The organism is Afipia dichlorophenoxyacetatis (assembly GCF_055386385.1).
Genome location: NZ_AP029250.1, coordinates 4,807,413 through 4,833,902 on the forward strand (window position 1 = coordinate 4,807,413; position 26,490 = coordinate 4,833,902).

Consider the following 26,490-nt stretch of genomic DNA (forward strand, 5'->3'; position numbering starts at 1 on the left):
GGTCTCCCTGATCTCTTTTCTTGATGTTGGTCTAACCGAATATTTCCTGGCCATGCGTCTCGACGTAAGTCGCAAGCTTGAGCGTGTGGTCACGCGCAAGCTTCTCTGCAAGCTCGGTGTCGCGTTCTTCAAGCGCTTCAATGATCGCCATATGTTCGGTCAATGATGCCGACATACGCTCCTCGCGCCCGATGGTCAGTTGCCGATAGCCGCGCACGTGCAGCAGGATATCGTTGGTCATATCGACCAGAACCTGCGACTCGCTCAGCGAAATCAGCGCCTGGTGAAAAGCAATGTTCGCCTTCGAATACTCCGAGATATGATCCTGAGGCAGGCGATCCTTGTCGAAGTCCTTGAAGAAGGTCCGCAGCGCCGAAATATCCTTTTTACGTGCGGTCGTTGTGATGAGCCGAGCCGCCATACTTTCCAGCGCAGCCCATGCGCGGATCATGTCGACGACTTCGATCTTGGTCTTGCGCACAACAACGATGCCGCGGCGTGGAACGGTCTTTACGAAGCCGTCCTGTTCCAGCATCGCGATCGCTTCGCGGATCGGCGTGCGGCTGACGCCCAGATGCTCCGACAACGCGCGCTCGTCGAGCATGACAGGCTCTGGACTGGCGTAGATGTCCATCTTGAGGATGGCATCTTTCAAAGCCTCGTAAGCCTTGTTCTTGAAACTGGCTTCAGGCGCAATACGGACGATTGCGATATCGGCGTCTGTCAGCGGAGCCTTCGATATTTTCTGCGTAGCCATGAATCATCTCCCCTCTTTTGAGAGGCCGTAATACCACGGTGGACAAGGTTTATGTACTTGGCATACCAGATGCCACCGTGTCAAGTTGAGCTGTAATGACGGGTAGAGCTCAATTAACACGCTTGACATTTTTGTTCTTGGCATACCAAATGCCAAGGTCGGTCATACTGCCTCCACCGAACTTGTCTAGGCTTCATGATGGCTTTGATCGAACGGTTGGCTGAGCCGAATCCGTCAACGGTCACGCGTTGATAGATAATCAGAACACGGAATTACAGCGAGCGAGTTAGCCGTCCTAAATCTCGTACGCAACCCAGGCTTAAAAAGGACGTGACAGGAGGAAGCAATGGCTCATTCACAGGACGCAGCCCGCAAGGTTGACGTCGGGCAACAAGCAAAAAGCGAAGTCCGGAAAGTTCTCGATGCGGTGAAGGCAGACGGCCGCAACAGCCTCACCGCCCCGGAAGGCAAGCTTGTTTGCGACGCATATAACATTCCTGTCCCCAAAGAGGGTCTGGCAAAGTCCGCCGCCGAGGCCGCGAAGATCGCGACCGGCATGGGCTTCCCGGTGGTCATGAAGATTGTCTCGCCGGACATTCTCCACAAGACCGAAGCCGGCGGCGTGATCGTCGGTGTGAAGACCGCGGCCGATGCCGAGAAGGCTTACGACACCATTCTCGCGAATGCGAAGAAGTACAAGGCTGACGCTAAGATCGAAGGTATTCAGATCCAGCAGATGCTGCTGGGCGGCACTGAAGTCATCGTCGGTTCGATCACCGATGGATCATTCGGCAAGCTGGTGGCCTTTGGCCTCGGCGGCGTGCTCGTGGAAGTCCTCAAGGACGTCACCTTCCGCCTTGCTCCTGCAACCCGCGACGACGCGCTCTCGATGCTTGACGGTATTCAGGCTCACGAAATGCTGCGCGGTGTCCGCGGCGGCGATCCGGTGAACCGCGACGCGCTCGCCGAGATCATCGTCAATGTCTCCCAGCTTGTCAGCGACTTCCCGGAAATCGTCGAACTCGATCTCAACCCGGTCTTCGCAACCAAGAAAGACGCGATTGCGGCCGACGTTCGCATCGTGGTCGACTTCGATTACAAGCCGCGCCCAGCGCCGCGCTCGAACGAAGAAATCGTCACGGCGATGAACCGCATCATGCAGCCGAAAGCCGTCGCCGTGATCGGCGCGTCGGCTGAAGCCGGCAAGATCGGCAACTCTGTGATGAAGAACCTCATCAACGGCGGCTACAAGGGGAAGATCTATCCGATCCATCCGAAGGCCGACGAGATCATGGGCATCAAGGCCTATAAGAGCGTCAAGGATGTGGCGGATACGATTGATACCGCTGTGTTCGCAATTCCCGCAAAGCTCGTTGCTGCGGCCTTGACCGAATGCGGCGAGAAGAAAATCCCAGGCGCGGTGTTGATTCCGTCGGGCTTTGCCGAAGCGAACGAGCCTGCTTTGCAGGAAGAAATCGTCGAAATCGGCAAGAAGTACAATGTGCGCCTGATGGGGCCGAACATCTACGGCTTCTATTATACTCCGGCCAATCTTTGCGCGACCTTCTGTACAGCCTATGACGTCAAGGGTTCGGCGGCGCTGTCGTCGCAGTCGGGCGGAATCGGCATGGCGATCATCGGCTTCTCGCGCTCGGCCAAGATGGGCGTGTCGGCGATCGTCGGCCTCGGCAACAAGTCGGACATCGACGAGGACGATCTGCTCGCGTTCTTCGAGCAGGATCCGAACACAACGATCATCGCTCAACACTGTGAAGATCTGAAGGATGGCCGCGCCTTCGCGGAAGCCGCCAAGCGCGTGTCCAAGAAGAAGCCGGTCGTCGTTCTCAAGGCCGGTCGTACCTCGGCGGGCGCCAAGGCAGCCTCGTCGCACACCGGCGCCCTCGCCGGCAACGACAAGATCTATGAGGACGTGCTCAAGCAATCGGGCGTCATCCGCGCTCGTTCGCTGCGCCAGCTGCTCGAATTCGCTCGCGGCATCCCTGTGTTGCCGACACCGAAGGGAGAAAACGTTCTGATCATCACCGGAGCTGGTGGGTCGGGCGTGCTTCTGTCCGACGCGGTCGTCGATAACGGCCTGTCACTGATGGCAATGCCGCCGGATCTTGACGCTGCGTTCCGCAAGTTCATCCCGCCGTTCGGCGCTGCCGGCAATCCTGTGGACATCACCGGTGGCGAACCGCCGATCACTTATGTGAACACAGTCAAGCTTGGCCTCTCGGACAATCGCATTCATTCGCTGATCCTCGGCTACTGGCACACCATCGTCACTCCGCCGATGGTGTTCGCCAAGAACATGGTCGAGGTGAAGAAAGAGATGGAAGCGAAAGGCATCAGCAAGCCGATGGTCGCGTCCCTCGCGGGCGACGTCGAAGTCGAGGAAGCCGCCGAATATCTCTACCAGAACGGCATCCCGGCTTACGCCTACTCCACCGAGCTTCCGGTCGAAGTGCTCGGCGCGAAGTACAAGTGGGCACGTGGCGCTGGCCTGCTCTAAGACAAGACATGAATGCCGCCCCGATCACCGGGGCGGCATTCTTCACCAAGCCGTCAATCACGGATCGAATCGATCCAACGCAAAGCGACCTTCATTCCGCATTGATGGGAGTAGGTAGCGATGAAAAAAGATGCGATCAGACGGAAAGCCGTCACTCCGCGCCCCGCGACAGACACTGAGTCCGATGTAAAAGACGGCGGCGTCCAATCCGTCGATCGCGCACTGCTGTTAATCGAGACGCTTGCGGAAGATGATGAGGGGTACCGGCTGACAGATCTGGCGATCCGGACCGGCCTCTCCCCCTCCACCATCCACCGACTGCTGACAACTCTTGAGAAGCGACGCTTCGTTCAGTTCGATCGCGAAGAGGCCACTTGGCATGTTGGCGCGCAAAGTTTTGCAGTCGGCGCTACTTTTGCTCGCCGGCGCAATTTCGTCACCCAGGCAATGCCATTTCTGCGAAAGCTTCGCGACGAGACGCGCGAAACCGCAAACCTCGCCGCCGTCGACGAAGGCGCCATGGTGGTCCTGACCCGGCTCGAAAGTCGCGAGATCATGCGATCGGTCACCAAAATCGGCGGGCGCGTTCCGATGGTTGCCTCTGGGCTCGGAAAAGCTTTGCTGTCGACGTACTCGGAGGAAGATGTCTTCGCCATCATCCGGCGAGAAGGCATGCCAAAGCTGACGTCGAAGTCGATCGTGCGGGCCGGTGAGCTTTGCAAATCGCTTCACGATATTCGTGAGCGGGGTTATTCAGTCGATGACGAAGAAGCGCAAATCGGCCTGCGATGTGTCTCGGCCGTTGTCTATGACGACCGCAGCGAACCTCTCGCTGCTATTTCCGTTTCAGGGAAAGCGTCTCGCGTTCCTGACGATCGTCTGCCAGTTCTTGGACAATTCGTTCGACAAGTGGCGGACGAATTGACAGTGGCCTTGGGCGGGATCATGCCCGCTACGACAAAGTGATCTGGGCGAAACGCCTAAGACCAGCGCCTCATCTGCGACAGGAATGCTGACTGTTCGCGCAGTTCATCGATAGCGCTGAAATCTTTCAAACCGAAAACGATCTAGCTGATTGATAAGGCGTGCATTTCGCACTTCGTGCCGCATCGTGAGAAACAAATAAGCGCGCGTTGAGACTGCGGAAGCGGTTTGTGATGCTCAGGCTCAGGAAACACAACTGTCGGAGCGTGACATGGCTAAGATGCGGGCAATCGATGCAGCCGTACGAATTCTAGAAAGGGAAGGCGTCGTATGCGCCTTCGGCGTTCCGGGCGCTGCAATCAATCCTCTTTATTCCGCGCTGAAGAAGCGCGGGTCCATCAACCACATTCTCGCACGTCACGTCGAAGGCGCGTCGCATATGGCGGAAGGCTATACGCGCGCCAAGGCCGGCAACATCGGCGTCTGCATCGGCACCTCGGGCCCTGCCGGCACCGACATGATCACGGGTCTTTATTCAGCGATCGCTGATTCGATTCCGATCCTCTGCATCACCGGACAGGCGCCGCGTGCGCGTATCTACAAGGAAGACTTTCAAGCGGTTGATATCGAATCGATCGCCAAGCCGGTCACCAAATGGGCGGTCACCGTACGCGAACCCGCGCTGGTGCCGCGCGTATTCAGCCAGGCTTTTCACATCATGCGGTCGGGACGCCCCGGCCCTGTGCTGATTGACTTGCCGCTCGATGTGCAGCTCGCTGAAATCGAGTTTGACGACGAAACTTACGAACCACTTCCCGTTTACAAGCCGGCAGCGACCCGCAAGCAGGTCGAGAAGGCACTCGAGATGCTCAACGCAGCTGAGCGTCCGCTCATTGTCGCAGGCGGCGGTGTGATCAATGCCGATGCGTCTGACCTTCTCGTGGCGTTTGCCGAGATCGTCAATATTCCCGTGGTGCCGACGCTGATGGGCTGGGGCGCAATCCCAGACGATCATGTTCTGATGGCCGGAATGGTCGGCCTTCAGACCAGCCACCGCTACGGCAACGCAACCATGCTCGAGTCCGATTTTGTACTCGGCATCGGCAACCGATGGGCAAACCGACATACGGGTTCAGTCGAGACCTATACCAAAGGCCGTACCTTTGTGCATATCGATATTGAGCCCACCCAAATTGGGCGGGTGTTCAATCCCGATCTTGGCATCGTTTCGGACGCCAAAGCCGCGCTCGAATTGTTTGTTGCGGTTGCAAAGGAATGGCGCAAGGCCGGCAAACTGAAAGAGCGACAGGCGTGGCCGGCGGCTTGTCAGGACCGCAAGCGCACCATGCTGCGCAAGAGCCACTTCGATAACGTGCCCATCAAGCCGCAGCGCGTCTATGAGGAAATGAGCAAGGCTTTCGGCCGCGACACATGTTACATCAGCGTCATCGGGCTCTCGCAGATTGCCGGCGCGCAGTTTCTTGGCGTTTACAAGCCGCGCAACTGGATTAATGCGGGGCAAGCTGGCCCTCTCGGTTGGACCCTGCCCGCCGCTTTGGGCGTGCGCGCGGCCGATCCGGATCGGCAAATCGTCGCGCTCTCCGGCGACTACGATTTCCAATTCCTCATTGAGGAACTTGCTGTCGGCGCACAGTTCAAGCTGCCCTACATCCACGTCGTCGTGAACAACTCATACCTCGGGTTGATTCGCCAGGCGCAGCGCGGCTTCGACATGGACTATCACGTGCAGCTGTCGTTCGAGAACATCAACGCACCGGAGATCGGTGTCTATGGCGTCGATCACGTCAAAGTCGCCGAAGGTCTCGGCTGCAAGGCGATCCGGGTGACGGATCCGAAGGATGCCCAAGCTGCCTTCGCAAAGGCCCGCGAGCTGATGACAGAATACAGCGTTCCTGTGGTGGTTGAGTTCATTCTTGAACGCGTCACCAACATCGCGATGGGGACCGAGATCGACAACATCGTCGAGTTCGAGGAAGTCCTCGATCTGCCGCTCGATGATACTCCGACGACGCCATCGCGTGGCAAACTCCTGCCCGCGTAACCTGATGACGCCGACGACAACATTCAACGAAGACCAAAAATACGGGTGTGGTGGTTCAGAAGCTCGCCTTCTGAACCACCACACGAGTGTGGCTTCTTGCAATTGCCGATCTGTCTTGCAGCTCGTCTCTTATCGGCAATTGCGAGACAAAGCCACACTCCCATTTTGATTTTACTAGTGTCTTGTCGTCTCCAAATAACCGTGCGAGTGCGCGGCAAATTGGTCGGTTATTCGGAGACGGGACACTAGTTCCGCGGATTTGAAGTTCTTCCGAGTGAAGCCGCGAGCTTGATGAAGAACTTCAAGCGGCACTCAAATCATAGGTTTGCTAGTCCCTTTGATTCCGACGTTCGCATCCAAGCAAGCCGAAAGCCTGCGTGAACTTCGGAATCGGGACACGAGAGTCATAGATTTACTGGTGTCCTCTCGAATCCGAAGTCCGCTACGGAGGGCGCTGCACGATGGGCGGACTTTGGATTCGGAACACAAGCCATGACTAAATTCGCTGCCAACCTCACCATGCTCTTCAATGAATTGCCGTTCCTTGACCGCTTCGCTGCGGCCAAGGCCGCCGGCTTCAGCGGCGTCGAGTACCTCTTTCCCTACGACTTCGACAAAGCTGTGCTGGCAGAGAAGCTTCAGCAGCACGGCCTCACGCAGGTGCTGCACAATCTACCTGCCGGAAATTGGAGCGCAGGTGAGCGTGGCATCGCGATCCTGCCCGATCGTGCGAAAGAATTTCGCGATGGCGTCGCGCACGCCATCGACTACGCGAAGGCATTGGGCTGCCGGCAATTAAATTGTTTGGTTGGTATCGCGCCCCGAGGGGCAGATTCGGTAGAGCTGCATGCCACCCTGATCGCTAATCTTCGCTTTGCAGCAGAAAGGCTGGCCAGCCAGCAGATCAGATTGCTGATCGAACCCATCAATACCCGCGACATTCCCGGCTTCTTCCTGACGGGCACGGAGCAGGCTGTTCAGATCATTTCGGAAGTCAAATCAGATAATCTCTTTATTCAGTACGATATCTACCACATGCAAATCATGGAGGGCGATCTGGCTCCCACCATGAAGAAACATCTCGATCGAATCGCGCACATTCAAGTCGCCGATAATCCTGGCCGCCACGAACCTGGCACGGGCGAGATCAACTATCCGTTCCTGTTTCAATATCTCGATGAGATTGGATATCGCGGCTGGATCGGCTGCGAATACAAGCCAAAGGCAACAACCGCAGACGGCCTTGGATGGTACGAGCGCCATAGTGTCGACGCCTAAAGCCGCGCAGCATAGCTGTTCAAGCAGCCCCTTCTAAAAACCTCAAGAAGCGCTCCTCCCTGCAGAGTCACGAAGGTTCCCTTTCGTGATTCGGCACGGGGCCCTCATTCGTGGGTGATTCTCGCAGGTCCCAAAACGTAAAAACCTCCGGCAGGGCATTGCCGGAGGCTTTGGAGGTTTTACGTTAAGACTGATGTCTCACATAAACAAAGGCAGCGGCCGCTACCCTGTGGACGATTTATGCACGATCGAACGACTTAGTCAATTAATTGATTTAGTCATGCATCACGAATTTGTCAGGACTTGAGCCCATCGCCCGCGAAGCAAACAGTTCTTCAAAAGATAATCCCCGGCGGTTTCCCGCCGGGGATCTGAACTCAGATCATCATCGCCGTTAGGCGATTACGATCAGAAGGTGCGGCGAACGCGGATGTTGCCGGAGATCAGGTCCTGATCCTTGAACTCGTAGGTCCCGTTAGCTGGCTTAACACCGCCCGGAGAGCCCACGATCGTGCCAGAGTTCATCGTGTCGAGGCGGCTGTAGAGCACTTCAGCCGAGAACGTCAGGTTCTGAACAGGGGTCCACGCAGTGCGGGTACCGATCTGCCAGATGTTGAAGTCCGGGTTGTAAGCACCCCGTCCGCCAGCACCTGCGAAGTTGATCGTCGTAGGCAAGGCAGCCTGGATCGCCGCCGTTGCAGTGGCATTGTAGTCCACGTGGGTGTAGCCACCGAACACGCCTGTCTCCCAATTCGGAGACCAGTTGTGCAGGTAAGAAGCGCGGACGCCCCAAACCTTGGTCAGCTGGGTTTCGCCGCCGTTGGTGAAGACACCGTCAAACAGAGCGCCCGAAGCGAACGACTGATAGCCGAGGTCCGAGCCGCCGCCGAACTGGGTGAAGCTGTTGCCCACGGTGCCGCCGATGACGTACTTCGGTGCGCCTTCGGTGTAGGTCGCGTCAACCGAGAACTTGTCGCCAGGACCGGTCGGCAGGTTCTTCAGCAGCAAGCCGCCCGAAATCGCGAAGCCCCACTTGTCTTCCGGATGGCCCAGACGTTCGTCGCCGGTGTAGTAGCCGGAGCTCACGTTGTGAAGGGCACCCGACAACTGGGCGGTGAAGGCCGCCTGGTCAACACGGATGTTGCCCACGAAGTCAGGCGAGTGAACGCCGCCGGTGCCCCAGTTGGTGTTTCCGAAGGCAGAGGAACCGCTCGTAAGCGCAGCCGGCGCACCGGTCGCGCCACCGAACACGTAGGATGCAGCCAAGCCGCCACCAGTGGTGCCGGACGCGTTCAGCACAGGAGCACGCTGAATGGTCGTGTTGTCTTCGACGCCGATCTGAGCCGACACGCCGTTGCCGAACTGAGCGGTGTAAGCAGCCTGGGTGATACCGGTCGCGTTGTCGTTACCGCCGATGTAGGCCGACGAGTTGACGTTCGCGGTGTAGGCGCTCCAAGGCGTCGAGAAGTTCGAGATCGCCTTACCGAAGGTGAAGCCGGCGAACTGGACGAAGCCGAAGTCAACCGTCAGGTTACCAGCCGACGGGCCCCAGCCTGAGCTGTGCTCGAAGTTGCTCGACCAGTAGGTGCGAACAACGCCGTATTCCGTCGCGGTGCGTGTGTCGAGGTTGAACTGAACGCGGGAGCGGGTGGTGTAGTAGCCCGAGTCACGGTCATGCGTACCGCTGACGCCTGCAGGGACGCCCGCGCCAGTGAACAAAGCCGAGCTGCTGATCGCGCCGATGCCGCCTGGGCTGTCGTAGTTGTTGCCGTTGATGTTCGCGTCGAACTGAACGTAACCACCCAGCTTGATGCAGGTGTCGGTACCAGGAATGTAGTAGAAACCTGCACCATACAGCGAGCAGACCTTCACGTACTGAACGGCTTTCGCCTTCACCGGAAGATCAGCTGCCTGTGCCCCGGCGACTGCGACGAGAGTCGCCGCCGAACCCAGGATAAGGCTCTTAATCTTGCTCATAAAACCTCCAAGTTTGCTCTGTGAGAAGAGCCTCGGCCTTTGTGGCAATCCACCCGGCTTTTGGCTCTTCCGTTAACCGCTTGGCCGCCTCGCGCCTTCGGACACTCCCGCATGAACGCGAGCGACTTAAGCGAAACCCCAAACAGGACGACCCCGGGAATCCCCCCCAATCGTCAAAGGCAGATGACTGTAAAACTTAAGTGAGCACAACAATTGATTTACTCATGCTTTCATTTGGCCCTAATTGTGTGGTTTCTCCGCAACAGCGTCACTTAGTCCCTGTGGGCAACTGGATGATTGCATCGCTCGGAGAGCGGCCTTAACCTTCGGTCACGAACGTGTGAGGTTAGGGTTGAATGGCAGACCGTAAGTCATCCGCCAGGAGAATCATGGCAGGCCCGCCCGCTGACGTGGGGAACGGACAGACCAGTGGCCAGCCCGATGACGTTCTCGTTCGCGAGTTCGTTTGGGACATTATTTCAATCAATGTCCACCTTGAGGAAATCCGGTCGATCTGGGCGCGCAATCTCGGGATCACGTCACCACAATGGCTGATCTTGATGGCCGTTAACGACCTCGACCGAGGCAAGGGTGCTTCCGTGAGGGCGGTTTCAACGAAGCTTCACGTCGACCCGTCCTTTGTGACGACCCAGACCAAGAGCCTGGAAAAGAACGGTTTCGTACGCCGAATCCCCTCCGAGGAGGATGGCCGCGTCGTATTGATGTCGTTGACAGACAAAGCCAGCAAGCAGATCGCGAGCCTTTATGCGAAGCAGTCCACCACAGACGGCTTCATCTTCTCCGAGCTGGATGATAGCGAGCTCCGCAGCATCACCGACAAGTTGACGCTGCTTAAAGAGCGGATGGGGAAAGCTCTGCTGAAAATCGCGGCGGAGACCTGAAAACTACCCGCAAAGCTTCAAAGCGCGCTGAGACGACGGGATATCCAGTCGAAAATATACTCGCCTGCGATCGTCGGATTGTCCGAATGCGCATGGGATGCAGCGGTTTCTTCGACCGAGAAGCATTTCAACGTGACGTCGCGACCTAAGCCACTGAAATGATGCTGGAGTTCGGAAATTCGGTGGTGATCGACCCAATCCTGCTCGCCGAACGTCACCAATGTGGGGCAGCCAATTTCGCTTAGAAGATCGGGACGCCAAACACTCTGGGCGGCTTCCTCGGCAGGTTCCCCCTCATCTGAGGTGCGCCCCATTATAAAGTGTCGTCCGAGGCTATCCCAAACGCCGGCATCACAAACGGCTGCCGCGAACCGATCATCTGAGCTCGCGGCCCGCGAGGCGAAAGCCGCGCCCAGACCGTCACCCCAAATAACAATCCGCCGCCTGTCCACGTCATTACGCGTCGTCAGATAGTCGACGCAGCCACTGACGGCTGTTTCGACTTCATACTGTATGGTCCCCTTGGTCGGAGGGCTCTCCCCCTGCCCCGGAAGATCCACCAGCAGAAGCGACATCCCTCGGGCGCGAGCCTGACGATGTATCTTATAGAGATGCTCATCCTTGAACTCATCCGGCCCCAAAACGCAAATGACGACGGGGGTCGGAACAGCGGACGCTGTCGGGCGCAGGAAATAGGCCTCGACGTGGCTACCTTCAAAACAGGGGATGCGAAGGATCTCACCCTGGGGTGAAAGATGCCGAACATAAAGGTGCGAGCAGGCACGCATCTGATCGAGAAGGGGCTTGCGCCTGCGGTCGCCCGCCTCGAGGAAAGTCGCCGCCGTCCGATAGTAATTTGAGGCCCGAAGCCAATTGCCCTGAGCCGTTAACGGTTGGCCCTCTGAAAGAGCGGCATCCCCCCGCGCTTTATTGATGTCGGCGATTCTCTTCCACTCGTGAAACCAGCTTTCGTCGTCGCCCGCGACGATCCTGCTTGCTGTCATAAAACATTCAGAAATCGTGCTGCCGCCCTCTTGGGCAGAGCCCAAAACTTTCATGAAATGAAAGCTGTACTCTTCATTTTGCGGCCATTGCGTCCACCCCCGCTCATCGTAGCAGGGTGCCGAGGCATTGAGGGCATTCCGAGTCAACACTGGCAGTCCAATAGTGCAATTGCCGGCAATTCGCAGATCGCGCGGACATCTGTGGCTGAAAATCAGGTCGGCGACGACCGGAGTAACCGCATTGCAGCTATGACATATGGCCTAAAGCGCTATGACAGAACTGCGGGATCAGGCACTTATAATAGAAGTTATCGGGCGGTTTTTTACGGGCTGGACGAGAAGAGATCAATCCAATTCCCGCTAAAAATAGCCCAGTCCCATAACAATCCCGCGAACGGGTCGCGCTTTTGATCTCTTGTTCCAAATATCGCAACGCAATAACGCGCTGAACGCAGCTCCGACAGCGGGTATGTTCATAGTGATGCGAACCGCCGGCGCGGGGTTCGAACTGTCACCCGTACCGTTGAGGCTATTCCTTCACTGCACCAGTCAAAGACGAGACGTAATAATCGACGAATAGTGAATAGAAGATCGCAACCGGCAGCGATCCAAGAAGCGAGCCGGCCATCAGCGCACCCCACTGATACACGTCCCCCGACACGAGTTCGGTTAAAATAGCCACGGGAACAGTCTTGTTTGCACTGCTCTGAATGAAGGCGAGCGCGTAGATGAATTCGTTCCAGGACAGCGTGAAACTGAAAATGCCTGCGGAGATCAGGCCAGGAACAGCCAGCGGCAAAGTAATCCGCCGCAGGATCTGCAGACGGGTCGCTCCATCGACCAAGGCACACTCCTCAAGCTCATAAGGGATGGACTTGAAGTAGCCGATCAAAAGCCACGTACAGAACGGCACCAGGAACGTGGGATAGACCAGGATCAAAGCTAGCGGGCTATCGAACAATCCGAGCTGAACCACCACTGTCGCCAGCGGAATGAACAAGATCGACGGCGGAACAAGATAGGCGAGATAAATTCCGAGCCCCACATAAGGGCTGCCCTTGAACCTCAAGCGTTCGATCGCGTAAGCGGCCAGCGTGCTCGAAATCAGCGAGATGAACGTTGCGCCGACGGCAACGAACATTGTCGTCATCAACCAGTGTGGATAGGCCGTGTTGAACAACAGATGCTTGATATGCGCGAGAGTCGGAGAAGTGATCCAGAACGGATTATGCGATTTGTAGTCAAGCAGTTCGGCGTTCGGTTTAAACGATGTCAGCGCCATCCAATAGAATGGAAACAGCAGGATAATCACGAAGCACGCAAGCGGCAGGTAGATCATCACCATGCGTCGCGCGCGCGTATCCCACGGCATCGTATCCGGCACCGCGGACGCAGAATTGATCACGCGAGCGGCCTTCGCTGGCTGAACCAGGACTTCGGTATCAGTCATTGGCCTCTCCTTGCTGCCACTTGCGCCGGGCGAGACCGAAGTAGCTGAACAATGTCGCGAACACGAGGAACGGGATCATCGAGACGGCAATGGCTGCCCCCTCTCCCAGTTCACCGCCGGCAATTCCGCGCTGGAAAGCCAGTGTTGCCAACAGATGCGTCGAGTTGATCGGCCCGCCGCGTGTGATTGCGTAGACCAGTTGGAAGTCGGTAAACGTGAAGATGATCGAGAACGTCATCACGATCGCCAGGATCGGCATCATCATGGGAAGCGTGATGTAGCGGAAACGCTGCCACGACGATGCACCATCGAGCATCGCAGCCTCGTACAACGAAGGCGATATTGTCTGAAGGCCGGCGAGAAGTGAGATCGCGACGAACGGAATGCCTCGCCAGATATTCGCTGCGATCAACGAGAATCGCGCAGGCCACGGCGTGCCCAGAAAATCGATGTTGGTGGTACGGATGTGCAAAACATCCACGAGCAGATACGAGATGATCGAGAACTGCGGGTCATAGATCCACCAGAACGCCAGCGCTGAAAGAACCGTTGGTACAATCCAGGGCAAGAGCACAATGGCGCGCAGGATGCTCTTGAACGGGAAATGATTGTTGAGCAGTAGCGCCAGCCAGAATCCAAGAGTAAATTTTCCGATGGTGGCGATTCCGGTATAGAGCACGCTGTAAAAGACTGCGTTCCACCACAGCGGATCGCTCAGCAAGTACTGGAAGTTCTCAAGCCCGACAAAGATGCCGCGCCGCCCGATCGTGGTATCGGTGAATGCCAGCCAGACACCAAGGCCCAGCGGATAGGTCAGAAAGACCAGCAGCAATCCGAGTGCAGGCGCAAGACAAACCAGGATGAGGAACGGCCTATAGTCAAACAGCCTCACCAGAGGCCCTTGTTTTGAGCGTCCCGCGCCACGCGGAAGTGTTGTCGTCAGAGACATATGAGTGTCCTGAAGCAAACTTGATTGAAGGCTGGTCGGCGGCTCCCACTCATCGGCGGAAATATCGCTTGGCGCGACGCTCCGCCTCTTTGGCTGCATCCTCAGGAGTGGCTGCACCGGTCGCAACCGCAGCGCACATTTGAATCAACACGTAGTCAGCCGCAACAGCACCACTGGCCGCCGATATTGGTCCCTTGTAGCCGTTCCAGTACCTGTTGTTCATCGTCTCCTTGAAGATCGCGACCTTTGGATCTCCCGACCACACCTCACAATCGCCATAGGCTGTGAGCGGATGAGCCCAATAACCGCTGTTGGCGTTGATCCAGGTTTCGTATTGTTCGCGTTCAAGCATGAACTGAAGGAATGCTTTGGCCGCGTTGGGGTAAGGACTGTGCTTGAACACCATGGCATTCAAGGTAAGCCCCGCCATTGGTGATGACTTCGCAAGACCCAGCGGCACCTTCTGATGGTCGGTGTCCTCCGCGATCGCGGCTGTTGCCGGATCCTTCTTCAACGAGAAATAAAGCGACACGCCATTGGTAGTCATCGAACAGTCGCCCGCCGAGTAAGCACGGTTGTTGCTGACATCGTTCCAAGAGGTCACACCGGCGACCAATGTGGGATACAATTTCTTGAGATAATTAAGTGCGGCAACTGTTTCCTGGCTGTTGATGATGACAGATCCCTCTTCATCGAGAAGCGATGCGTTGTGCGACCAGAGCAGCCAGCTCGCAAATGTGTTGCCGTCTCCCACAGCATTCCCCAACGCAAAACCTGCAGGCTTGCCCGCCTTGTGCAGCTTTTCGCAAAGATCGAGGAAGCCTGCATGATCGTTCGGGACCGACGAGTATCCTGCGGCCTGGACCAGTGACTTGCGATAAACCAGCGGGCCGCCACTCGCGCCGAATGGCAATCCAATCCACGCGTTGCTCTTATGGCGCTTGCCGTACTTCTCGGCCAGGAACATCCAGCCGCCATACCGCTTACCGAGATAGTCCGCCACTTCCGTCAGTTCGATCAGCTTGTCGACGTAGATATGCGGTGCGTCTGAAAACCCGATGATGATATCCGGGCCGGCACCGCTGTTGGCAGTCACTGCGGTCTGCTGGTTGATATCTTCCCATCCAACGAAGTCGACCTTGATTTCAACTCCGGTCTTGTCCGTGAAGCGCTTTGCATTGGCGCGGAAGACATCTTCGTCGGCTTGGACGAACCGCACCGGCCGCAACATGCGAAGAGAAGCCCCCTTCTCGATCTTGAGATCTGGTGCGGCAACGTCCGCGACCTTGATCGATGACTGTGCCGATGTGCGGGTCGCGACCAGCGCAGCTGCAGATAATCCCAAGCTCAAGGCGCCACGACGGCTAATATCGTTCATAATGTCCTCCTTGGCATTGCCGGTCAGACGGTCAGGCGATTGCCGCTTTCCGCATCGAACAAATGAGCTTTGGTGAAATCCGGCATGACCCGGACGGTTTCTCCCGGCCGCAGATCAAACCGCTCGCGGAATGCGCAAACCAACGGCGTGCTTCCGATGTACAGCGTGACCTGCGTCTCGGAACCCGTCGGCTCAACCAGATGAACCCTGGCCTCAATTCCGCTGTCAGGTTGCAGGTGAACGTGTTCTGGACGAATTCCATAAACCGCATGACGTATCGGCATATTGGCAGCGAGGGGCAGTATCGTTCCTTCGGACGTCCGGAACTGACCGCCCATCGCCTCTCCCGTGATCAGGTTCATGGCTGGCGACCCGATGAAACTTGCAACAAACAGATTGGCCGGACGATCGTACAGCTCGAGCGGTGAGCCGATCTGCTCGACGTTGCCGCCATTCATCGCCACGATCTTGTCAGCCATCGTCATCGCTTCAATCTGATCATGCGTGACATAGACCGTCGTGACCTTCAGTCGCTGATGCAGGTCCTTGATCTCGGCCCGCATCTGCACCCGTAGCTTTGCATCGAGATTGGACAGCGGCTCATCGAACAGAAACACCTGCGGGTTACGCACGATCGCCCGGCCCATCGCAACGCGTTGTCGCTGCCCTCCCGACAGCTGACGAGGATAACGCTCAAGCAAGTCGCCGAGCCCGAGAATTGTCGCCGCGCGGTTGACCTGCGTCTTGATCTCAGTCGCCGGACTACTTGCAAGCGTCAATGAAAAGGCCATGTTGTCAAACACGGTCATGTGGGGATAAAGCGCGTAGTTCTGGAACACCATGGCAATATCCCGCTCTTTGGGCGGGACATCGTTGACAACGCGCGGACCAATACGGATTTCTCCGTTCGTAATTCGCTCAAGTCCGGCGATCATCCGCAACAACGTGGACTTCCCGCATCCCGACGGACCGACGAGCACGACAAACTCGCCGTCCTCGATGTCGACGTTCACACCATGCAGGACATGTACGGTTCCGAAAGCTTTCTGAACGTTTCGGATATCAACGCTTGCCATCGCCCCTCCCGCGAAGCAGCAACATTTACTGCCGCCATTGTTCTTGTTGGTGGTTTTGATCGGCCATCAGCCTCTTTGCGGGCTGTTGACACATCGGGAGATTGTATCTGTGGCTTCCCGCTCGTCGAACCAGAACGACGCAAATTTTCATTCCGCGCAAAGAGTGCAAAGCCTATCGATCGAATTCGTTGAGTACGACAGCTAACTCTCATGACACTCCAGCGCATCACGCGGTAAATATTACCTCCGATAGTCTTCGCCTGATCGGTTAATCACGCGCAACAACGCCTCCCAATCAAGCAGGCCAAAGTCGTCCGAACTGCGCATTTTCTTCATACGAGCAGCGGCGTGCTGCACAATATGGTCAGCAATCACTACCGGCGGCTCGTTGAGCGTCCGCGCAATGAGTTCAACCTCACATGCGCGTTCCAGCAGATAAAGACGCTCAAACGCGCCGTGGATCGTATGACCGAAAGTCAAAAGTCCATGGTTGAGCAGAACAACGGATGTGCCTTTCAGGCAGCTCTTTCCCAGCGCATCGCATTCTTCCTGCGTCGCAGGGATGCCGTACTCATGATAAACAACGTCATCGATCACCTGCAACGCGTCCTGACTGATCGGCCGAAGACCATTTCGCAACAGCGAAATGCCCGCGCCAGCTCGCGTATGCGTGTGCATGATGCAATTCGCATCTGGCCGGGCCTTGTAAATGCCGCTGTGGATCGTGAAGCCCGCCTTGTTAAATCGTGCGGGGTCTCCAATGACGTTTCCATCGAGGTCCATCTTGACGAGATTTGACGCACAAATCTCGTCGAACATGTCGCCGAGTCGATTGATGAGAAAGGTATTTGGTTCGCCGGGAACCCGCGCGGACATGTGCGTTTGCAGCAAATCCGTCCAACCGAAATAATTGACGATGTGGTACAGCGCGGCGAGATCACACCGTGTTTGCCATTCTGCGTGGCTCATTTCTCCGGTCTGTTGACTTGTCAGTGGCATAGACATGATTTTCCTCTCCGAAATTCCGCTGCTTATCTCAGACAACGCCATACAGGACCGGGCAGCATCGGCTTGCTTGCCGATCGGACGCGTCATCAATGGATGCAGGTCAGGCTAACGCTCCCACACATGAGCAATCCTGCACAATCGCCTCACGTTTTTACGGTGCGAAAACAGCGGAGCTGTGCGTCGCAACATTCGCGGAGGTCCGCTCTCATCGCATCACCGCGATGCGGAGAGAGACTTGTCACCGATTACGGGGCTGTGCATTATTGTCGACAATATTGTTGAAAGTGCACTGCAAGATGCACTTGAGGAAACAGCAGCAGCGGCCTGTATGCCGAACCCAATTTTGGCGACAGTCGCTCAGTCCGGGAGCATGAACTGTATGGCTGTTCACCAAAATCGCTCCGTTGGACGAACGCTGACAATCCTTGAGCTTCTGGGCAATACAAACAAGGCGCTGACCCTGACGGAAATTGCGCGCGCGGCCGACCTGGACGCCAGCACGGTGTACCGGATCTTGCGCGTGCTCTGCAGTCGCGGCTTCGTCCATCGTATCGATGCCACGCGCCGTTACGTGTTGAGCTTGAACGCATTTCGCCTGGGCACCCCCGATCGCGTCGTTCAGGGGATCGGTAACCGGGCGCGCATGAGTCTGCTCCGCCTTGCCAAGGAATTGAACGAAACCATCCGCATGGCGGTTCTCGAAGGGGCCGAGGCTCGCTTTTGTGCAGAAGCAGGCGTCGCCAAACCCGGACTGCAAATGCTGGGGGCGATGGTCGATGCTCATGCATCCGCGGCTGGAAAGGCGCTTCTTGCCTGGCGCTCGCGCGCGGAAATCGAACTGCTCTATCGCGGCCGGCGCATGCATAGTTATACGGACCGTACCGTGAAGAACGTTCCCGCGCTTCTGAATGAACTTGCCACGGTCCGCACCCGCGGATGGGCCATGTGCGATGGCGAAGGACTTCTCGAGGGCGATCGGGCGTTGGCCGCGCCGTGCTTCGACGGTAAAGGACAGGTACGGTTTTCAATCGCAATCGCCAGCACACGCAAGCGATTGCCGCCCAGCCGGGATAAAGAGTGCCTGCCAAAACTTCTGGCGACCACCCAGGAGATTTCAGATACCCTTGGGCTGCTTGGAAGCGACTGGAGTCCTCAGGAATTTACGGACTACACGCAAGCCGCTGCCAACTACAGCCTCACTGCCCGCCAGCAAAAAGCGCCCCGTGCGGTGACGGGACGCTAACAGCATAACTATCTGAAGCAGCTGATATCTTGCCTTCGCTTAAAGCTTTCGCCCCAGAGCGGCGACATAGCCGCGATTCCAGGTCGGGGTCAGCCACACCTCGTTCATGGTGACGCCCGGTGGCAGGCAGGCAATGTATCGGATCATGTCGCCGCAGTGCTCCGGCTGTAACATGCGTGCGAGATCTTCCGCTGACAACGGGTTTGGCCGATTCTTGAGAATTGGCGTGTTTACTTCGCCCGGACAGAAAGCGGTGCTGCGAATGTTGTTCATGCACTCTTCGACATTGATGCTGTGACTCATCGCGACAACAGCATGCTTGGCCGCAATATACCCAGGCCCCGCCATGGGACCGATATTCCGGCCGGACATGGATGAGGTGTGAATCATCTGGCCGCCACCTTGCGCCCGCATAATCGGAAGCACCGCACGGGCGCAATTGAATGCCGATGTCAGATTGCCCTGAACAAGGGTATCGATCCCCGATGCGCTGAGCTTGGTCCAGCTTCGGTCCTGAATGTTGACACCCGCATTGTTGACGAGGAGGTCGATGCGGCCGAACTTCTCAACAATCCGCTGGACGACCCCATCGATCGCAGACACATCCGTAAGATCCGCCGGTTCGACGGCTACAGTGCCACCACTAGCCTGAATACGGGCGGCCACCGAATCCAATGGCTCCTTTCGCCGTCCCGTGACAACGACGATGGCGCCCTCCTCAGCCAATGCCAGCGCAGCGGCTTCCCCGATGCCGCTGCCCGCGCCTGTCACCCACGCGACTTGTCCATTCAACTTAGCCATTATCTCCCCGGCATTCCGATTTGAAGAAGTTCACCGCCGCTCGATCGATACTGCGGCACGATTCAGCTATTTGGACCTCGATCCAAGCCGACTGGCTGCCACCGACGCAAGTTTGTATTTTGCAGGACTGACGGATTCACACAACTCATCGGCCACAGACCGGAGAGAACCAACGACAGTTCATAACCGACCCGCCGCTTCCGCGCCTCATCGAAGCGCGCTGATGCGGAGGCCACGTGTGCCGAAAGCGTGACATTGTCCATGCTCAACAGGGGATTGTTGTGCGATGGCGGCTCTTTATAGAGAACATCCAGGGCCGCGTGGGCGATCCAGCCTTCTTGCAAGGCTTTGATCATGGCCTCCTCGTCGACGGTCGTGCCACGCCCAGTGTTGATGAAGACCGCGTTCGGCTTCATCTGGCGGAAATGCTGCTCTCCCAGCATTTGATGAACCTCGGGCCGTGCCGGCGCGTGCATCGAGACAAAATCGGATTGCGACAGCACCTCGGACAGAGTCGCCGGCAGGACGCCATATTCCGACATCAGCGTCTCTTCGATGAATGGATCGTAGGCAACCATGCGGAGTCCGAATGGTGCCGCGCGCCGGGCAACGGCGCGTGCCACGCGCCCAAACGAAACAAAGCCCAGGGTTTGCCCTGCCAACCGGGGAATTTTCAAGAGCGCCGGGCGGCCCTCGGACCATCGGCCGTCTCTTGCCATCCGGTCCTGAACCACCACCCGACGAAATCCCGCGAGTAGCAGCGCCATGGCATGGTCGGCGACTTCCTCAATAAAAGTATCTGGAATGTTTGTGACAGGAATGCCACGAGCAGTCGCAGCCTTAACATCGACACTGTCGACACCGACGCTGCCAAGAGTAATGACCTTGCAGTTTTCCAGACTGTCGATGATCTGCTTCGACATCCGGATGCCCTTGGCATAGATGGCATCCGCAGTTTTGGCCGCGGCGATGAAGCCGGCTTCATCGGTTGGGGCCTCAATGATCTCCGCGCCGAGCGGCGTCAGCGCCTCGCTTTCCAATGCATAGCCGCCGCCGGCCACGGTGAAACTCGCACCGGCCGGCGTAACAACCCTGAACCTAGCCATTCTTTTTCTCCAGATCCGTTCGGCCCCCCATACCGAAACGAAGCTAGCGAGAGCCAAGCTGTAGGGTCAACGCGTTGCGCTGTGGCTTTGCAATCCGTGAAATAACGCATCGCTGAAGTCAGATTGATATCAAATCGCGTGGCGTGCCAGCCGCAGATACGCGTCTTTTGCCGGCTGAATGTGCTGCACAACTACGTTGATCAACGACTTCCTGTCCCGTGTCTCAAGCAGGTCGATCATGAGCTGGTGCTGGTCACGGAGAAGCCTCAACAAAACGGGATCGCCGATGCTGTAGGACCGGATCGCATGCGTCCTGAGCGCCATCTGATCGATGAGTTCGATCAAAGGCACATTTCCGCAGAGTGCAAAGAAGGTTCGATGAAACAGCAGATTTTCGCGAAACGCCGTCCTGAGATCGCCGTTCTCCACTGCCTCTGAATGACGGCCATGGATTTTCCGCAGCACGCCGATCACCTTGCGGTCCGCAGGCAGCGGCATCAATTCAGCCGCGCGCTGCTCGATCAGCGTGCGAACAACGTAGAGCTGCTCCACCTCCTCAACCGTGTAATCACGGACAGAGGCCCCTCGGTTCGGGTGGATGACAACCACTCCCATGACTTCAAGGTCAGAAAGCGCCTGCCGCACCGTATATCGCTTCACCTGATGGCGTTTGGCGATCTCCTCTTCGACCAGCCGAGCACAAGGCGCCAGCTGACCCAGCGCAATCTGCTCTTCCAGAATGCCAACCAGATCATTCGTCCGGAGTGTCACCGGACTGTACGTCCGCGATTTCATGTTCCGGCCCTGAACAGCGGCGGCAATCCAACAGGTCGATCGCCTGCCATGACAGTCGAGAGCCGACATTCTTGATAGCCATTCAACGGTCATCAAGGACGGAAACGCCCGCTTTTCAGTAGATAATATGCTTGGAACGATGGCCTGTTCAAACCGATGGCTGATTCCGCGCCGCACCAAGCCGGTTCAGCCAGCTCCCAGACGTGCTTGCGTCGACTTCAGTAAGTCGCGGCAAGGTATTCCACGATCTTTCCGACATCCGCCTCTTCGATGGGCGCGCCGTAGACCTTGATCATCTTGGTGACTTCAGCCTGCCAGAAATCCTTCTTGAACTTGGGGCCTTGAGGCTGGGTCTTGATGTAATCAGCCGAGTGACACGCCGTGCAGTTGTTCTGGACAACCTCCAGATTCGGTCCTGGCTTGAAAGCCGCGGTCTCCTCAGGAAGCTGGTAGGAGACGGGCTTGGCCCTCGCCACGAAGGGAGCATAAGCGGCAACGGTGAGAACTGCCGCGCTCACGAGACCAATCATAACCAGTCGCTTCATGATCACTCCCATCAAGCTGCCACGACGCGATAAGTCTCGACAACATTCCGCAGATAGCCTGCGGGATTCCACAACGGCTGTAAGGGCTGCGTCTTGCCGTCATTGCTCGTCGCACGAACCTTCACCTCGTGTGCACCGGCGGGTAATTTGACCGACGACTTCCATTCGCGAAATGAGTATCGGCCGAGATCCTTGCCGAGCCGCGTCGGTACCCACGTTTGCCCGCCATCGGTCGAGACAGAGACGTCCTTGATGCCACTTCCGCCGTCAAACGCGATGCCTCTCAATGGCGTCTCAGCCCCGGCCTTCACCTTGGCACCATCAGCGAGGTTAGTCAGAAACGACCGCACGGTGAACTTGTTGATCGGAATCGTTGCCTTCGGCGCGGTGCCGGGCTCGACGCAATTACAATCATTGTCCGGGATCCGATAGGCCGACTTCATCCAGAAGCCATCGAACACCGTATCGATGACGGTGACTTCATTGAGATGCTTGACCCAGTAAGTGCCATAATAACCAGGCACGATCAGGCGCAGAGGGTATCCGTTGAGAACCGGAAGGTCCGCTCCGTTCATGGCATAGGCCAGCATCACATCGCCGTCTCTTGCATGGTCGAGATCGAGCGCCTTGGCAAAGTCTGGCGTTCGGTCACTGACCGGACCATCCATCGCACCGAACACGACCTGCTTGGCGCCAGCCTGAACGCCGGCTTTGTCGAGAACAGTCTTGAGCGGGACTCCCTTCCAGCGCGCGTTGCCCATGGCGCCATTGCCGAGCTGGCCACCGGCCACGCGTGGTGAAAAAAAGCCGCGACTATTTCCCGAACATTGATTGACCGCGACAAGCTCGTTCGCGGGCATCTTCTTGATGTCGGCGAGCGACAGCTTCATCGGCTTGTCGACCTTACCCTTGATATCGACCGCGAACTTGTCCGGATCGATATCGAGCGGCACGTCGGCGAGATGGTAACGCACGAAGAAGGCATCGTTCGGCGTGATGATGTTCTCGTTGAACACTGAGAACGGTGTTTCAAGCTGAGGTGGACGGCTTGTCAGGCCGATCATTGCTCGCTTCTGCGGATATTTGACGATTGGCCGGTCGCCGTTCTCGAACGGCAACGTCAACGTCTCCGCCAAGCCCGCGGAAGAAAATCCACCGAAGGCCCCACTTCCTGCTGCGAGAGCGAGGCCACCCTTTAACACCGTTCTGCGATTCATCATCCGCGTCACCTTGCAGTTCAAAATGATCGGCTCACTCTTAGCCGGCAGCTGCTCGCTTGCTCACCGCTGGCATCATCACGTCGGACAGAAACGCGGTGATCTCGGCCGGCGTATTCGCCACCCTGACGCCTGCCTTTTCGAGCGCCGCTCTTTTGGAGGCATATCCGCCGCGGCCACCGGTCACGATCGCGCCGGCGTGTCCCATCTTCTTGTCCGGCGGCGACGATCGGCCGGCAATGAAGGACACGATGGGCTTCTTCATCGTGCGGGCATATTCCGCAGCTTCTTCTTCCATAGTGCCGCCGATCTCTCCGACCAACACAATGGCCTCCGTCCGGTCATCTCGATCGAGCTCTTCGAGCGCATCACGAGTCGTCGTGCCGATCATCGGATCCCCGCCGATCCCGATGAAGGCGGATTGCCCGAGGTTAGCGCGCGTCAGGTTGAGACACATCAACGTACCAAGGCTGCCGCTTCGCGAAATGACGCCGACGTTGCCGGGCGTAAACACGTTTGGATTGTGGCCCGGCATGATCCCGACAAACCCTTCCCCAGGGGTCACGATGCCCGCGGTGTTGGGTCCAATGATCCGGCTTTTCGATCCGCGCGCACGAGCGAAGATGTCGAGCACATCATGGCTCGGAATGTGCTCCGTCAGGGTCACGATGGTGCCAACACCCGCATCAATGGCATCGACAATGGCATCGCGTGCCATGGATGGCGGAATGAAGATCACCGAAACATCACAACGTGTCTGCTTCGCCGCTTCAACCGCCGAACCAAAGATCGGTACGCCAAGATGAGTCTCACCGGCGCGCTTCGGATTGACACCACCGACGACCTCGGTGCCGCACTCCATCATCTTTTCGGCCCAGAATGTACCTTGCTTGCCGGTGATGCCCTGCACCAGAACCTTTTGACCACGTCGATAAATCATTGTGCTGCCTCGATCGCCGCTTTCACCGCGTCTTCCATGAGATCATAAGGTTCGATGCCAAGCCGTTCGCGGACGAGCTTGACCGCTTCATCCGAGCCTGTGCCATGGATCGAAAAAAACGCCGGTACCTTTGGCTTGAGCGTCTCCCAAGCGCGAACCACGCCATCGGCCATCACATCGGTGCGCGCGAAGGCGCCACAAAAATTGATGACAAGGCTTTTGACGCCGGGATTTGACAACACCAGATCAAGTGCAACCTCGGCCTTGGTGTAGGCTTCGCCGCCAATTTCAAGGAAGTTCGCCGGGCGTCCGCCGAGATGATCGATGACATCCATCGTCGTCATCGTCAGACCGGCACCATTGGCCAGAACGCCGACATTCCCGTCGAGCTGAATAAACTTCAGCCCGTGTTCAAGCCCGCGCTCTTCCAGCACCGTCATCTTGGGCGGATGGGCCACTTTAACGAGCTCGGGCTGGCGAGCGGTCGACGCGTCATCGAGGCTGAACTTGCAATCGAGTGCGACAACCTTGCCGTTGCTCAGAAGCGCGAGGGGATTGATCTCCACAAGCTCGGCATCGCTGTCGCAAAACACGCGATAGAGCTTGACGAGCGTTTCACCAATATCGACGGCCGCTGGTCCGAGGTTGAGACCGGCAAGAAGTTCCGCTGCATGGGACGTCGTAAAGCCTTGCTTGAGATCAACGACATGTCGCCTAATCGCGCCCGGCTTTTGCTCGGCGACTTCCTCGATGTCCATCCCTCCTTCTGTGGAGAACAAGACAAGAGGGCTCCGGCTCGGCACATCGATCAGAACAGCGGCATAGAGCTCGCGCTCGATCGGGCAACGCTCCTCGACCAGCACCCGCTCCACACGGCTTCCGCCAATCATCATGCCGAGAATCTGGCGTGCAGCCGCGGCGCCATCCTCAGGCGTGTCCGCCATCTTGATGCCGCCGGACTTACCTCGCTTACCGGTCGGCACCTGCGCCTTGACCACGGATGGGCCAATTTTTGCAACCGCGGCCGAGACTTCTTCCGGACTCCGGCAGACCGTGCCATTGGGAATGGGCACTCCTGCCGACGCCAGAACACTTTGCTTCGCTGCGTATTCTTCGAGATTCATTGTTCTGATCCTATTTCCCGTACCGGGCCCAGTGCGGACCAAAAAGTGCTTCCTCCGACGGCTTGTCTTCTGGAATAGGAACCACGAGGTGTGTGATGTTGAGGAAGTGCTTGTAATTCAGGTTTTCTGAGATGCTGTTCTTCTGCCAAGAGCCGCATCCCATGGTCAGCGTGAATTCGAGACCGCTGTCGAATCCGCCGCCATTGCCGAAGGTGTGCGCAAAGTTGATCAGAACGCGGACGACCGACAGGTCTTCGGCAAGTTTCTGCGCCCTTGCCATGTTGGTGGTATGCAAGCCCATCGAATGACCCTGTCCTTGGTAGTCGAGAAGCTTTTGCACCGTCTGGGTCGCAGCCTCAAAATCCGGAGCCTTGTAGACTGTGAGAACCAGCGCCAGCTTTTCGCCTGACAGCGGAAATGCTTTTCCGATGCCGCTCTCTTCCACCAACAGGTATTTCGAGCTTGCGGCCTCCTCGGGCAATCCGAATGCCTTCGTCAGCACCGGCATATCGCGCGCAATGAGATGCCGGTTCAGCTTTCCGTTCTGCCAGAGTTCGCTTTGAACGCGCTGCTTCTGCGTGCCGTCGACGAGGTAACCGCCCGCCTTCTTCAGCGCTTCAATCGCAGCGTCATACACGGACTCGACGATCACCACAGCGTTCTCCGAGGAACACGATGTGGCGTTATCGAACGTCTTCGATGCACAGATCTTCTGAGCGGCCGAAGCGAGGTCGGCAGTCTCATCAATGATGACGGGGACGTTTCCTGCTCCGACGCCGATCGCTGGCGTACCGCTGTGATACGCACGCCGGACATTGTCCTGGGAGCCGGTTACGATCACGAGATCGACGGCCTCCATGATCGCTTGGGTTGTGTCCTTAGTCACGGGAGCCGGCAAAATCTGAACCAGATCCTTCGGCAGCCCAATCTGCTCAAGGCTTTCGCGCATGTATTCGACGGCAAGCGCTGTCGTGCGATAGCCAAGCGGCGACGGCGCGATGATCACGGCATTACGGCCCTTGATCGCCATCATCGTCTTGTTGACGGGGGTCGCGCCCGGGTTCGTTGACGGCGTAATGGCGCCGACAACTCCGATCGGCTTGGCGAACTTCACGATGCCGCGCTTGTCGTCGCGCTCGATCTCGCCAACGGTTTTGGCCCGCAGAAGATCGCGAAGCGTGCCGAATGTCTTGCGCTGCTTCTTGATGATCTTATCGGGAACATTACCCAGACCCGTATCTTCGACCGCAAGCTCCGCGAGTTCTTTCGCGTGCTCCGGCTTGTAGAGCGACCAGGCGATGGCCCGCACCGCTTCGTCGACCCGTGCCTGATCAGCATTGGCGAAAGTCTCCTGTGCAGCACGCGCACGCCGCATGAGATCCTTCGCGATGAGATCCGCGCTCGACAGTCGATTGTCCATTTCAAGGATGGCACTCATT

Annotated in this window: 22 protein-coding genes; 6 read left to right on the plus strand and 16 right to left on the minus strand. The window is 57.4% G+C overall.

Annotation, left to right across the window (positions count from 1 at the left end):
- Window positions 1-31 precede the first annotated feature (31 nt).
- The gene (locus ACZ5C3_RS22570; protein ID WP_464033189.1) at window positions 32-757 is read right to left on the minus strand and encodes a GntR family transcriptional regulator; all 726 of its coding nucleotides are present in this window, start codon (window positions 755-757) and stop codon (window positions 32-34) included.
- A gap of 346 nt (window positions 758-1,103) precedes the next feature.
- Between ACZ5C3_RS22570 and ACZ5C3_RS22575 the strand changes: the two genes are divergently transcribed.
- The 4 genes from ACZ5C3_RS22575 (at window position 1,104) to hyi (ending at window position 7,536) form a co-directional block, all read left to right on the plus strand.
- Window positions 1,104-3,272 carry an acetate--CoA ligase family protein gene (locus tag ACZ5C3_RS22575; protein ID WP_464033191.1) on the plus strand — a complete coding sequence of 723 codons (2,169 nt, stop codon included), beginning with the start codon at window positions 1,104-1,106 and terminating at the stop codon, window positions 3,270-3,272.
- Window positions 3,273-3,392: 120 nt separating this feature from the next.
- Entirely contained in the window at window positions 3,393-4,238 is an 846-nt protein-coding gene (locus ACZ5C3_RS22580) for an IclR family transcriptional regulator (RefSeq protein WP_464033193.1), read from the plus strand.
- A 229-nt stretch (window positions 4,239-4,467) separates the two neighbouring features.
- Window positions 4,468-6,258 (plus strand): glyoxylate carboligase, encoded by a 1,791-nt coding sequence (gene gcl, locus ACZ5C3_RS22585; RefSeq protein ID WP_464033195.1) that lies wholly within the window; start codon window positions 4,468-4,470, stop codon window positions 6,256-6,258.
- 492 nt (window positions 6,259-6,750) lie between these two features.
- Window positions 6,751-7,536 (plus strand): hydroxypyruvate isomerase, encoded by a 786-nt coding sequence (gene hyi, locus ACZ5C3_RS22590; RefSeq protein ID WP_464033197.1) that lies wholly within the window; start codon window positions 6,751-6,753, stop codon window positions 7,534-7,536.
- Between the two features lie 408 nt (window positions 7,537-7,944).
- Here hyi and ACZ5C3_RS22595 read toward each other — a convergent pair whose 3' ends face one another.
- Entirely contained in the window at window positions 7,945-9,513 is a 1,569-nt protein-coding gene (locus ACZ5C3_RS22595; protein ID WP_464033198.1) for a porin, read from the minus strand.
- A 389-nt stretch (window positions 9,514-9,902) separates the two neighbouring features.
- On the opposite strand from ACZ5C3_RS22595, the gene ACZ5C3_RS22600 reads away from it, so the two are divergent.
- Window positions 9,903-10,415: a MarR family transcriptional regulator gene (locus ACZ5C3_RS22600; protein ID WP_464033200.1), complete on the plus strand. Its 513-nt coding sequence runs from the start codon at window positions 9,903-9,905 to the stop codon at window positions 10,413-10,415.
- A 17-nt stretch (window positions 10,416-10,432) separates the two neighbouring features.
- On the opposite strand, the gene ACZ5C3_RS22605 is transcribed toward ACZ5C3_RS22600, so the two are convergent.
- The 6 genes from ACZ5C3_RS22605 to ACZ5C3_RS22630 form a co-directional block, all read right to left on the minus strand.
- Window positions 10,433-11,566 (minus strand): alpha/beta hydrolase family protein, encoded by a 1,134-nt coding sequence (locus tag ACZ5C3_RS22605; RefSeq protein ID WP_464044286.1) that lies wholly within the window; start codon window positions 11,564-11,566, stop codon window positions 10,433-10,435.
- Between the two features lie 382 nt (window positions 11,567-11,948).
- Window positions 11,949-12,869 (minus strand): carbohydrate ABC transporter permease, encoded by a 921-nt coding sequence (locus ACZ5C3_RS22610; protein ID WP_464033201.1) that lies wholly within the window; start codon window positions 12,867-12,869, stop codon window positions 11,949-11,951.
- Window positions 12,862-13,818: a carbohydrate ABC transporter permease gene (locus tag ACZ5C3_RS22615; RefSeq protein ID WP_464033202.1), complete on the minus strand. Its 957-nt coding sequence runs from the start codon at window positions 13,816-13,818 to the stop codon at window positions 12,862-12,864. Before ACZ5C3_RS22615 ends, ACZ5C3_RS22610 begins: the two co-directional genes overlap by 8 nt.
- A gap of 49 nt (window positions 13,819-13,867) precedes the next feature.
- Complete coding sequence (locus ACZ5C3_RS22620) at window positions 13,868-15,199, minus strand: ABC transporter substrate-binding protein (RefSeq protein WP_464038405.1); 1,332 nt, start codon at window positions 15,197-15,199, stop codon at window positions 13,868-13,870.
- A 20-nt stretch (window positions 15,200-15,219) separates the two neighbouring features.
- Window positions 15,220-16,272 carry an ABC transporter ATP-binding protein gene (locus ACZ5C3_RS22625; protein WP_464033204.1) on the minus strand — a complete coding sequence of 351 codons (1,053 nt, stop codon included), beginning with the start codon at window positions 16,270-16,272 and terminating at the stop codon, window positions 15,220-15,222.
- A 240-nt stretch (window positions 16,273-16,512) separates the two neighbouring features.
- Window positions 16,513-17,277 (minus strand): class II aldolase/adducin family protein, encoded by a 765-nt coding sequence (locus tag ACZ5C3_RS22630; protein ID WP_464044287.1) that lies wholly within the window; start codon window positions 17,275-17,277, stop codon window positions 16,513-16,515.
- 238 nt (window positions 17,278-17,515) lie between these two features.
- Between ACZ5C3_RS22630 and ACZ5C3_RS22635 the strand changes: the two genes are divergently transcribed.
- The gene (locus ACZ5C3_RS22635; RefSeq protein ID WP_464033210.1) at window positions 17,516-18,523 is read left to right on the plus strand and encodes an IclR family transcriptional regulator; all 1,008 of its coding nucleotides are present in this window, start codon (window positions 17,516-17,518) and stop codon (window positions 18,521-18,523) included.
- Window positions 18,524-18,562: 39 nt separating this feature from the next.
- On the opposite strand, the gene ACZ5C3_RS22640 is transcribed toward ACZ5C3_RS22635, so the two are convergent.
- The 8 genes from ACZ5C3_RS22640 to sauS form a co-directional block, all read right to left on the minus strand.
- Entirely contained in the window at window positions 18,563-19,324 is a 762-nt protein-coding gene (locus ACZ5C3_RS22640) for an SDR family oxidoreductase (protein ID WP_464033211.1), read from the minus strand.
- Between the two features lie 62 nt (window positions 19,325-19,386).
- The gene (locus tag ACZ5C3_RS22645; RefSeq protein ID WP_464033213.1) at window positions 19,387-20,430 is read right to left on the minus strand and encodes a C-terminal binding protein; all 1,044 of its coding nucleotides are present in this window, start codon (window positions 20,428-20,430) and stop codon (window positions 19,387-19,389) included.
- A gap of 129 nt (window positions 20,431-20,559) precedes the next feature.
- A complete protein-coding gene (locus tag ACZ5C3_RS22650) occupies window positions 20,560-21,225 on the minus strand; it encodes a GntR family transcriptional regulator (protein WP_464033215.1) in 666 nt (221 codons plus the stop codon).
- Between the two features lie 218 nt (window positions 21,226-21,443).
- Window positions 21,444-21,770, minus strand: coding sequence for a SorB family sulfite dehydrogenase c-type cytochrome subunit (gene sorB, locus ACZ5C3_RS22655; protein WP_464033217.1), 327 nt, complete (start codon window positions 21,768-21,770; stop codon window positions 21,444-21,446).
- 11 nt (window positions 21,771-21,781) lie between these two features.
- A complete protein-coding gene (sorA, locus tag ACZ5C3_RS22660) occupies window positions 21,782-22,990 on the minus strand; it encodes a SorA family sulfite dehydrogenase catalytic subunit (protein ID WP_464033219.1) in 1,209 nt (402 codons plus the stop codon).
- A gap of 37 nt (window positions 22,991-23,027) precedes the next feature.
- Window positions 23,028-23,927, minus strand: a complete 900-nt coding sequence (gene sucD / locus ACZ5C3_RS22665; RefSeq protein WP_464033220.1) for a succinate--CoA ligase subunit alpha — start codon at window positions 23,925-23,927, stop codon at window positions 23,028-23,030.
- Complete coding sequence (locus ACZ5C3_RS22670; protein ID WP_464033221.1) at window positions 23,924-25,051, minus strand: succinate--CoA ligase subunit beta; 1,128 nt, start codon at window positions 25,049-25,051, stop codon at window positions 23,924-23,926. Before ACZ5C3_RS22670 ends, sucD begins: the two co-directional genes overlap by 4 nt.
- A 10-nt stretch (window positions 25,052-25,061) precedes the next feature.
- A complete protein-coding gene (sauS, locus tag ACZ5C3_RS22675) occupies window positions 25,062-26,489 on the minus strand; it encodes an acylating sulfoacetaldehyde dehydrogenase (protein ID WP_464033222.1) in 1,428 nt (475 codons plus the stop codon).
- Window position 26,490 lies beyond the last annotated feature (1 nt).

What these genes read in the sequence shown, in the direction of transcription:
- sorA (WP_464033219.1), bottom strand. Translation starts at nt 22,990, where the DNA reads ATGATGAATCGCAGAACGGTGTTAAAGGGTGGCCTCGCTCTCGCAGCA.
- ACZ5C3_RS22600 (WP_464033200.1), top strand. Translation starts at nt 9,903, where the DNA reads ATGGCAGGCCCGCCCGCTGACGTGGGGAACGGACAGACCAGTGGCCAG.
- ACZ5C3_RS22610 (WP_464033201.1), bottom strand. Translation starts at nt 12,869, where the DNA reads ATGACTGATACCGAAGTCCTGGTTCAGCCAGCGAAGGCCGCTCGCGTG.
- ACZ5C3_RS22580 (WP_464033193.1), top strand. Translation starts at nt 3,393, where the DNA reads ATGAAAAAAGATGCGATCAGACGGAAAGCCGTCACTCCGCGCCCCGCG.
- ACZ5C3_RS22615 (WP_464033202.1), bottom strand. Translation starts at nt 13,818, where the DNA reads ATGTCTCTGACGACAACACTTCCGCGTGGCGCGGGACGCTCAAAACAA.
- ACZ5C3_RS22630 (WP_464044287.1), bottom strand. Translation starts at nt 17,277, where the DNA reads ATGTCTATGCCACTGACAAGTCAACAGACCGGAGAAATGAGCCACGCA.
- gcl (WP_464033195.1), top strand. Translation starts at nt 4,468, where the DNA reads ATGGCTAAGATGCGGGCAATCGATGCAGCCGTACGAATTCTAGAAAGG.
- sauS (WP_464033222.1), bottom strand. Translation starts at nt 26,489, where the DNA reads ATGAGTGCCATCCTTGAAATGGACAATCGACTGTCGAGCGCGGATCTC.
- ACZ5C3_RS22595 (WP_464033198.1), bottom strand. Translation starts at nt 9,513, where the DNA reads ATGAGCAAGATTAAGAGCCTTATCCTGGGTTCGGCGGCGACTCTCGTC.
- sorB (WP_464033217.1), bottom strand. Translation starts at nt 21,770, where the DNA reads ATGAAGCGACTGGTTATGATTGGTCTCGTGAGCGCGGCAGTTCTCACC.
- ACZ5C3_RS22640 (WP_464033211.1), bottom strand. Translation starts at nt 19,324, where the DNA reads ATGGCTAAGTTGAATGGACAAGTCGCGTGGGTGACAGGCGCGGGCAGC.
- ACZ5C3_RS22575 (WP_464033191.1), top strand. Translation starts at nt 1,104, where the DNA reads ATGGCTCATTCACAGGACGCAGCCCGCAAGGTTGACGTCGGGCAACAA.
- ACZ5C3_RS22670 (WP_464033221.1), bottom strand. Translation starts at nt 25,051, where the DNA reads ATGAATCTCGAAGAATACGCAGCGAAGCAAAGTGTTCTGGCGTCGGCA.
- ACZ5C3_RS22625 (WP_464033204.1), bottom strand. Translation starts at nt 16,272, where the DNA reads ATGGCAAGCGTTGATATCCGAAACGTTCAGAAAGCTTTCGGAACCGTA.
- ACZ5C3_RS22570 (WP_464033189.1), bottom strand. Translation starts at nt 757, where the DNA reads ATGGCTACGCAGAAAATATCGAAGGCTCCGCTGACAGACGCCGATATC.
- ACZ5C3_RS22645 (WP_464033213.1), bottom strand. Translation starts at nt 20,430, where the DNA reads ATGGCTAGGTTCAGGGTTGTTACGCCGGCCGGTGCGAGTTTCACCGTG.
- hyi (WP_464033197.1), top strand. Translation starts at nt 6,751, where the DNA reads ATGACTAAATTCGCTGCCAACCTCACCATGCTCTTCAATGAATTGCCG.
- sucD (WP_464033220.1), bottom strand. Translation starts at nt 23,927, where the DNA reads ATGATTTATCGACGTGGTCAAAAGGTTCTGGTGCAGGGCATCACCGGC.
- ACZ5C3_RS22650 (WP_464033215.1), bottom strand. Translation starts at nt 21,225, where the DNA reads ATGAAATCGCGGACGTACAGTCCGGTGACACTCCGGACGAATGATCTG.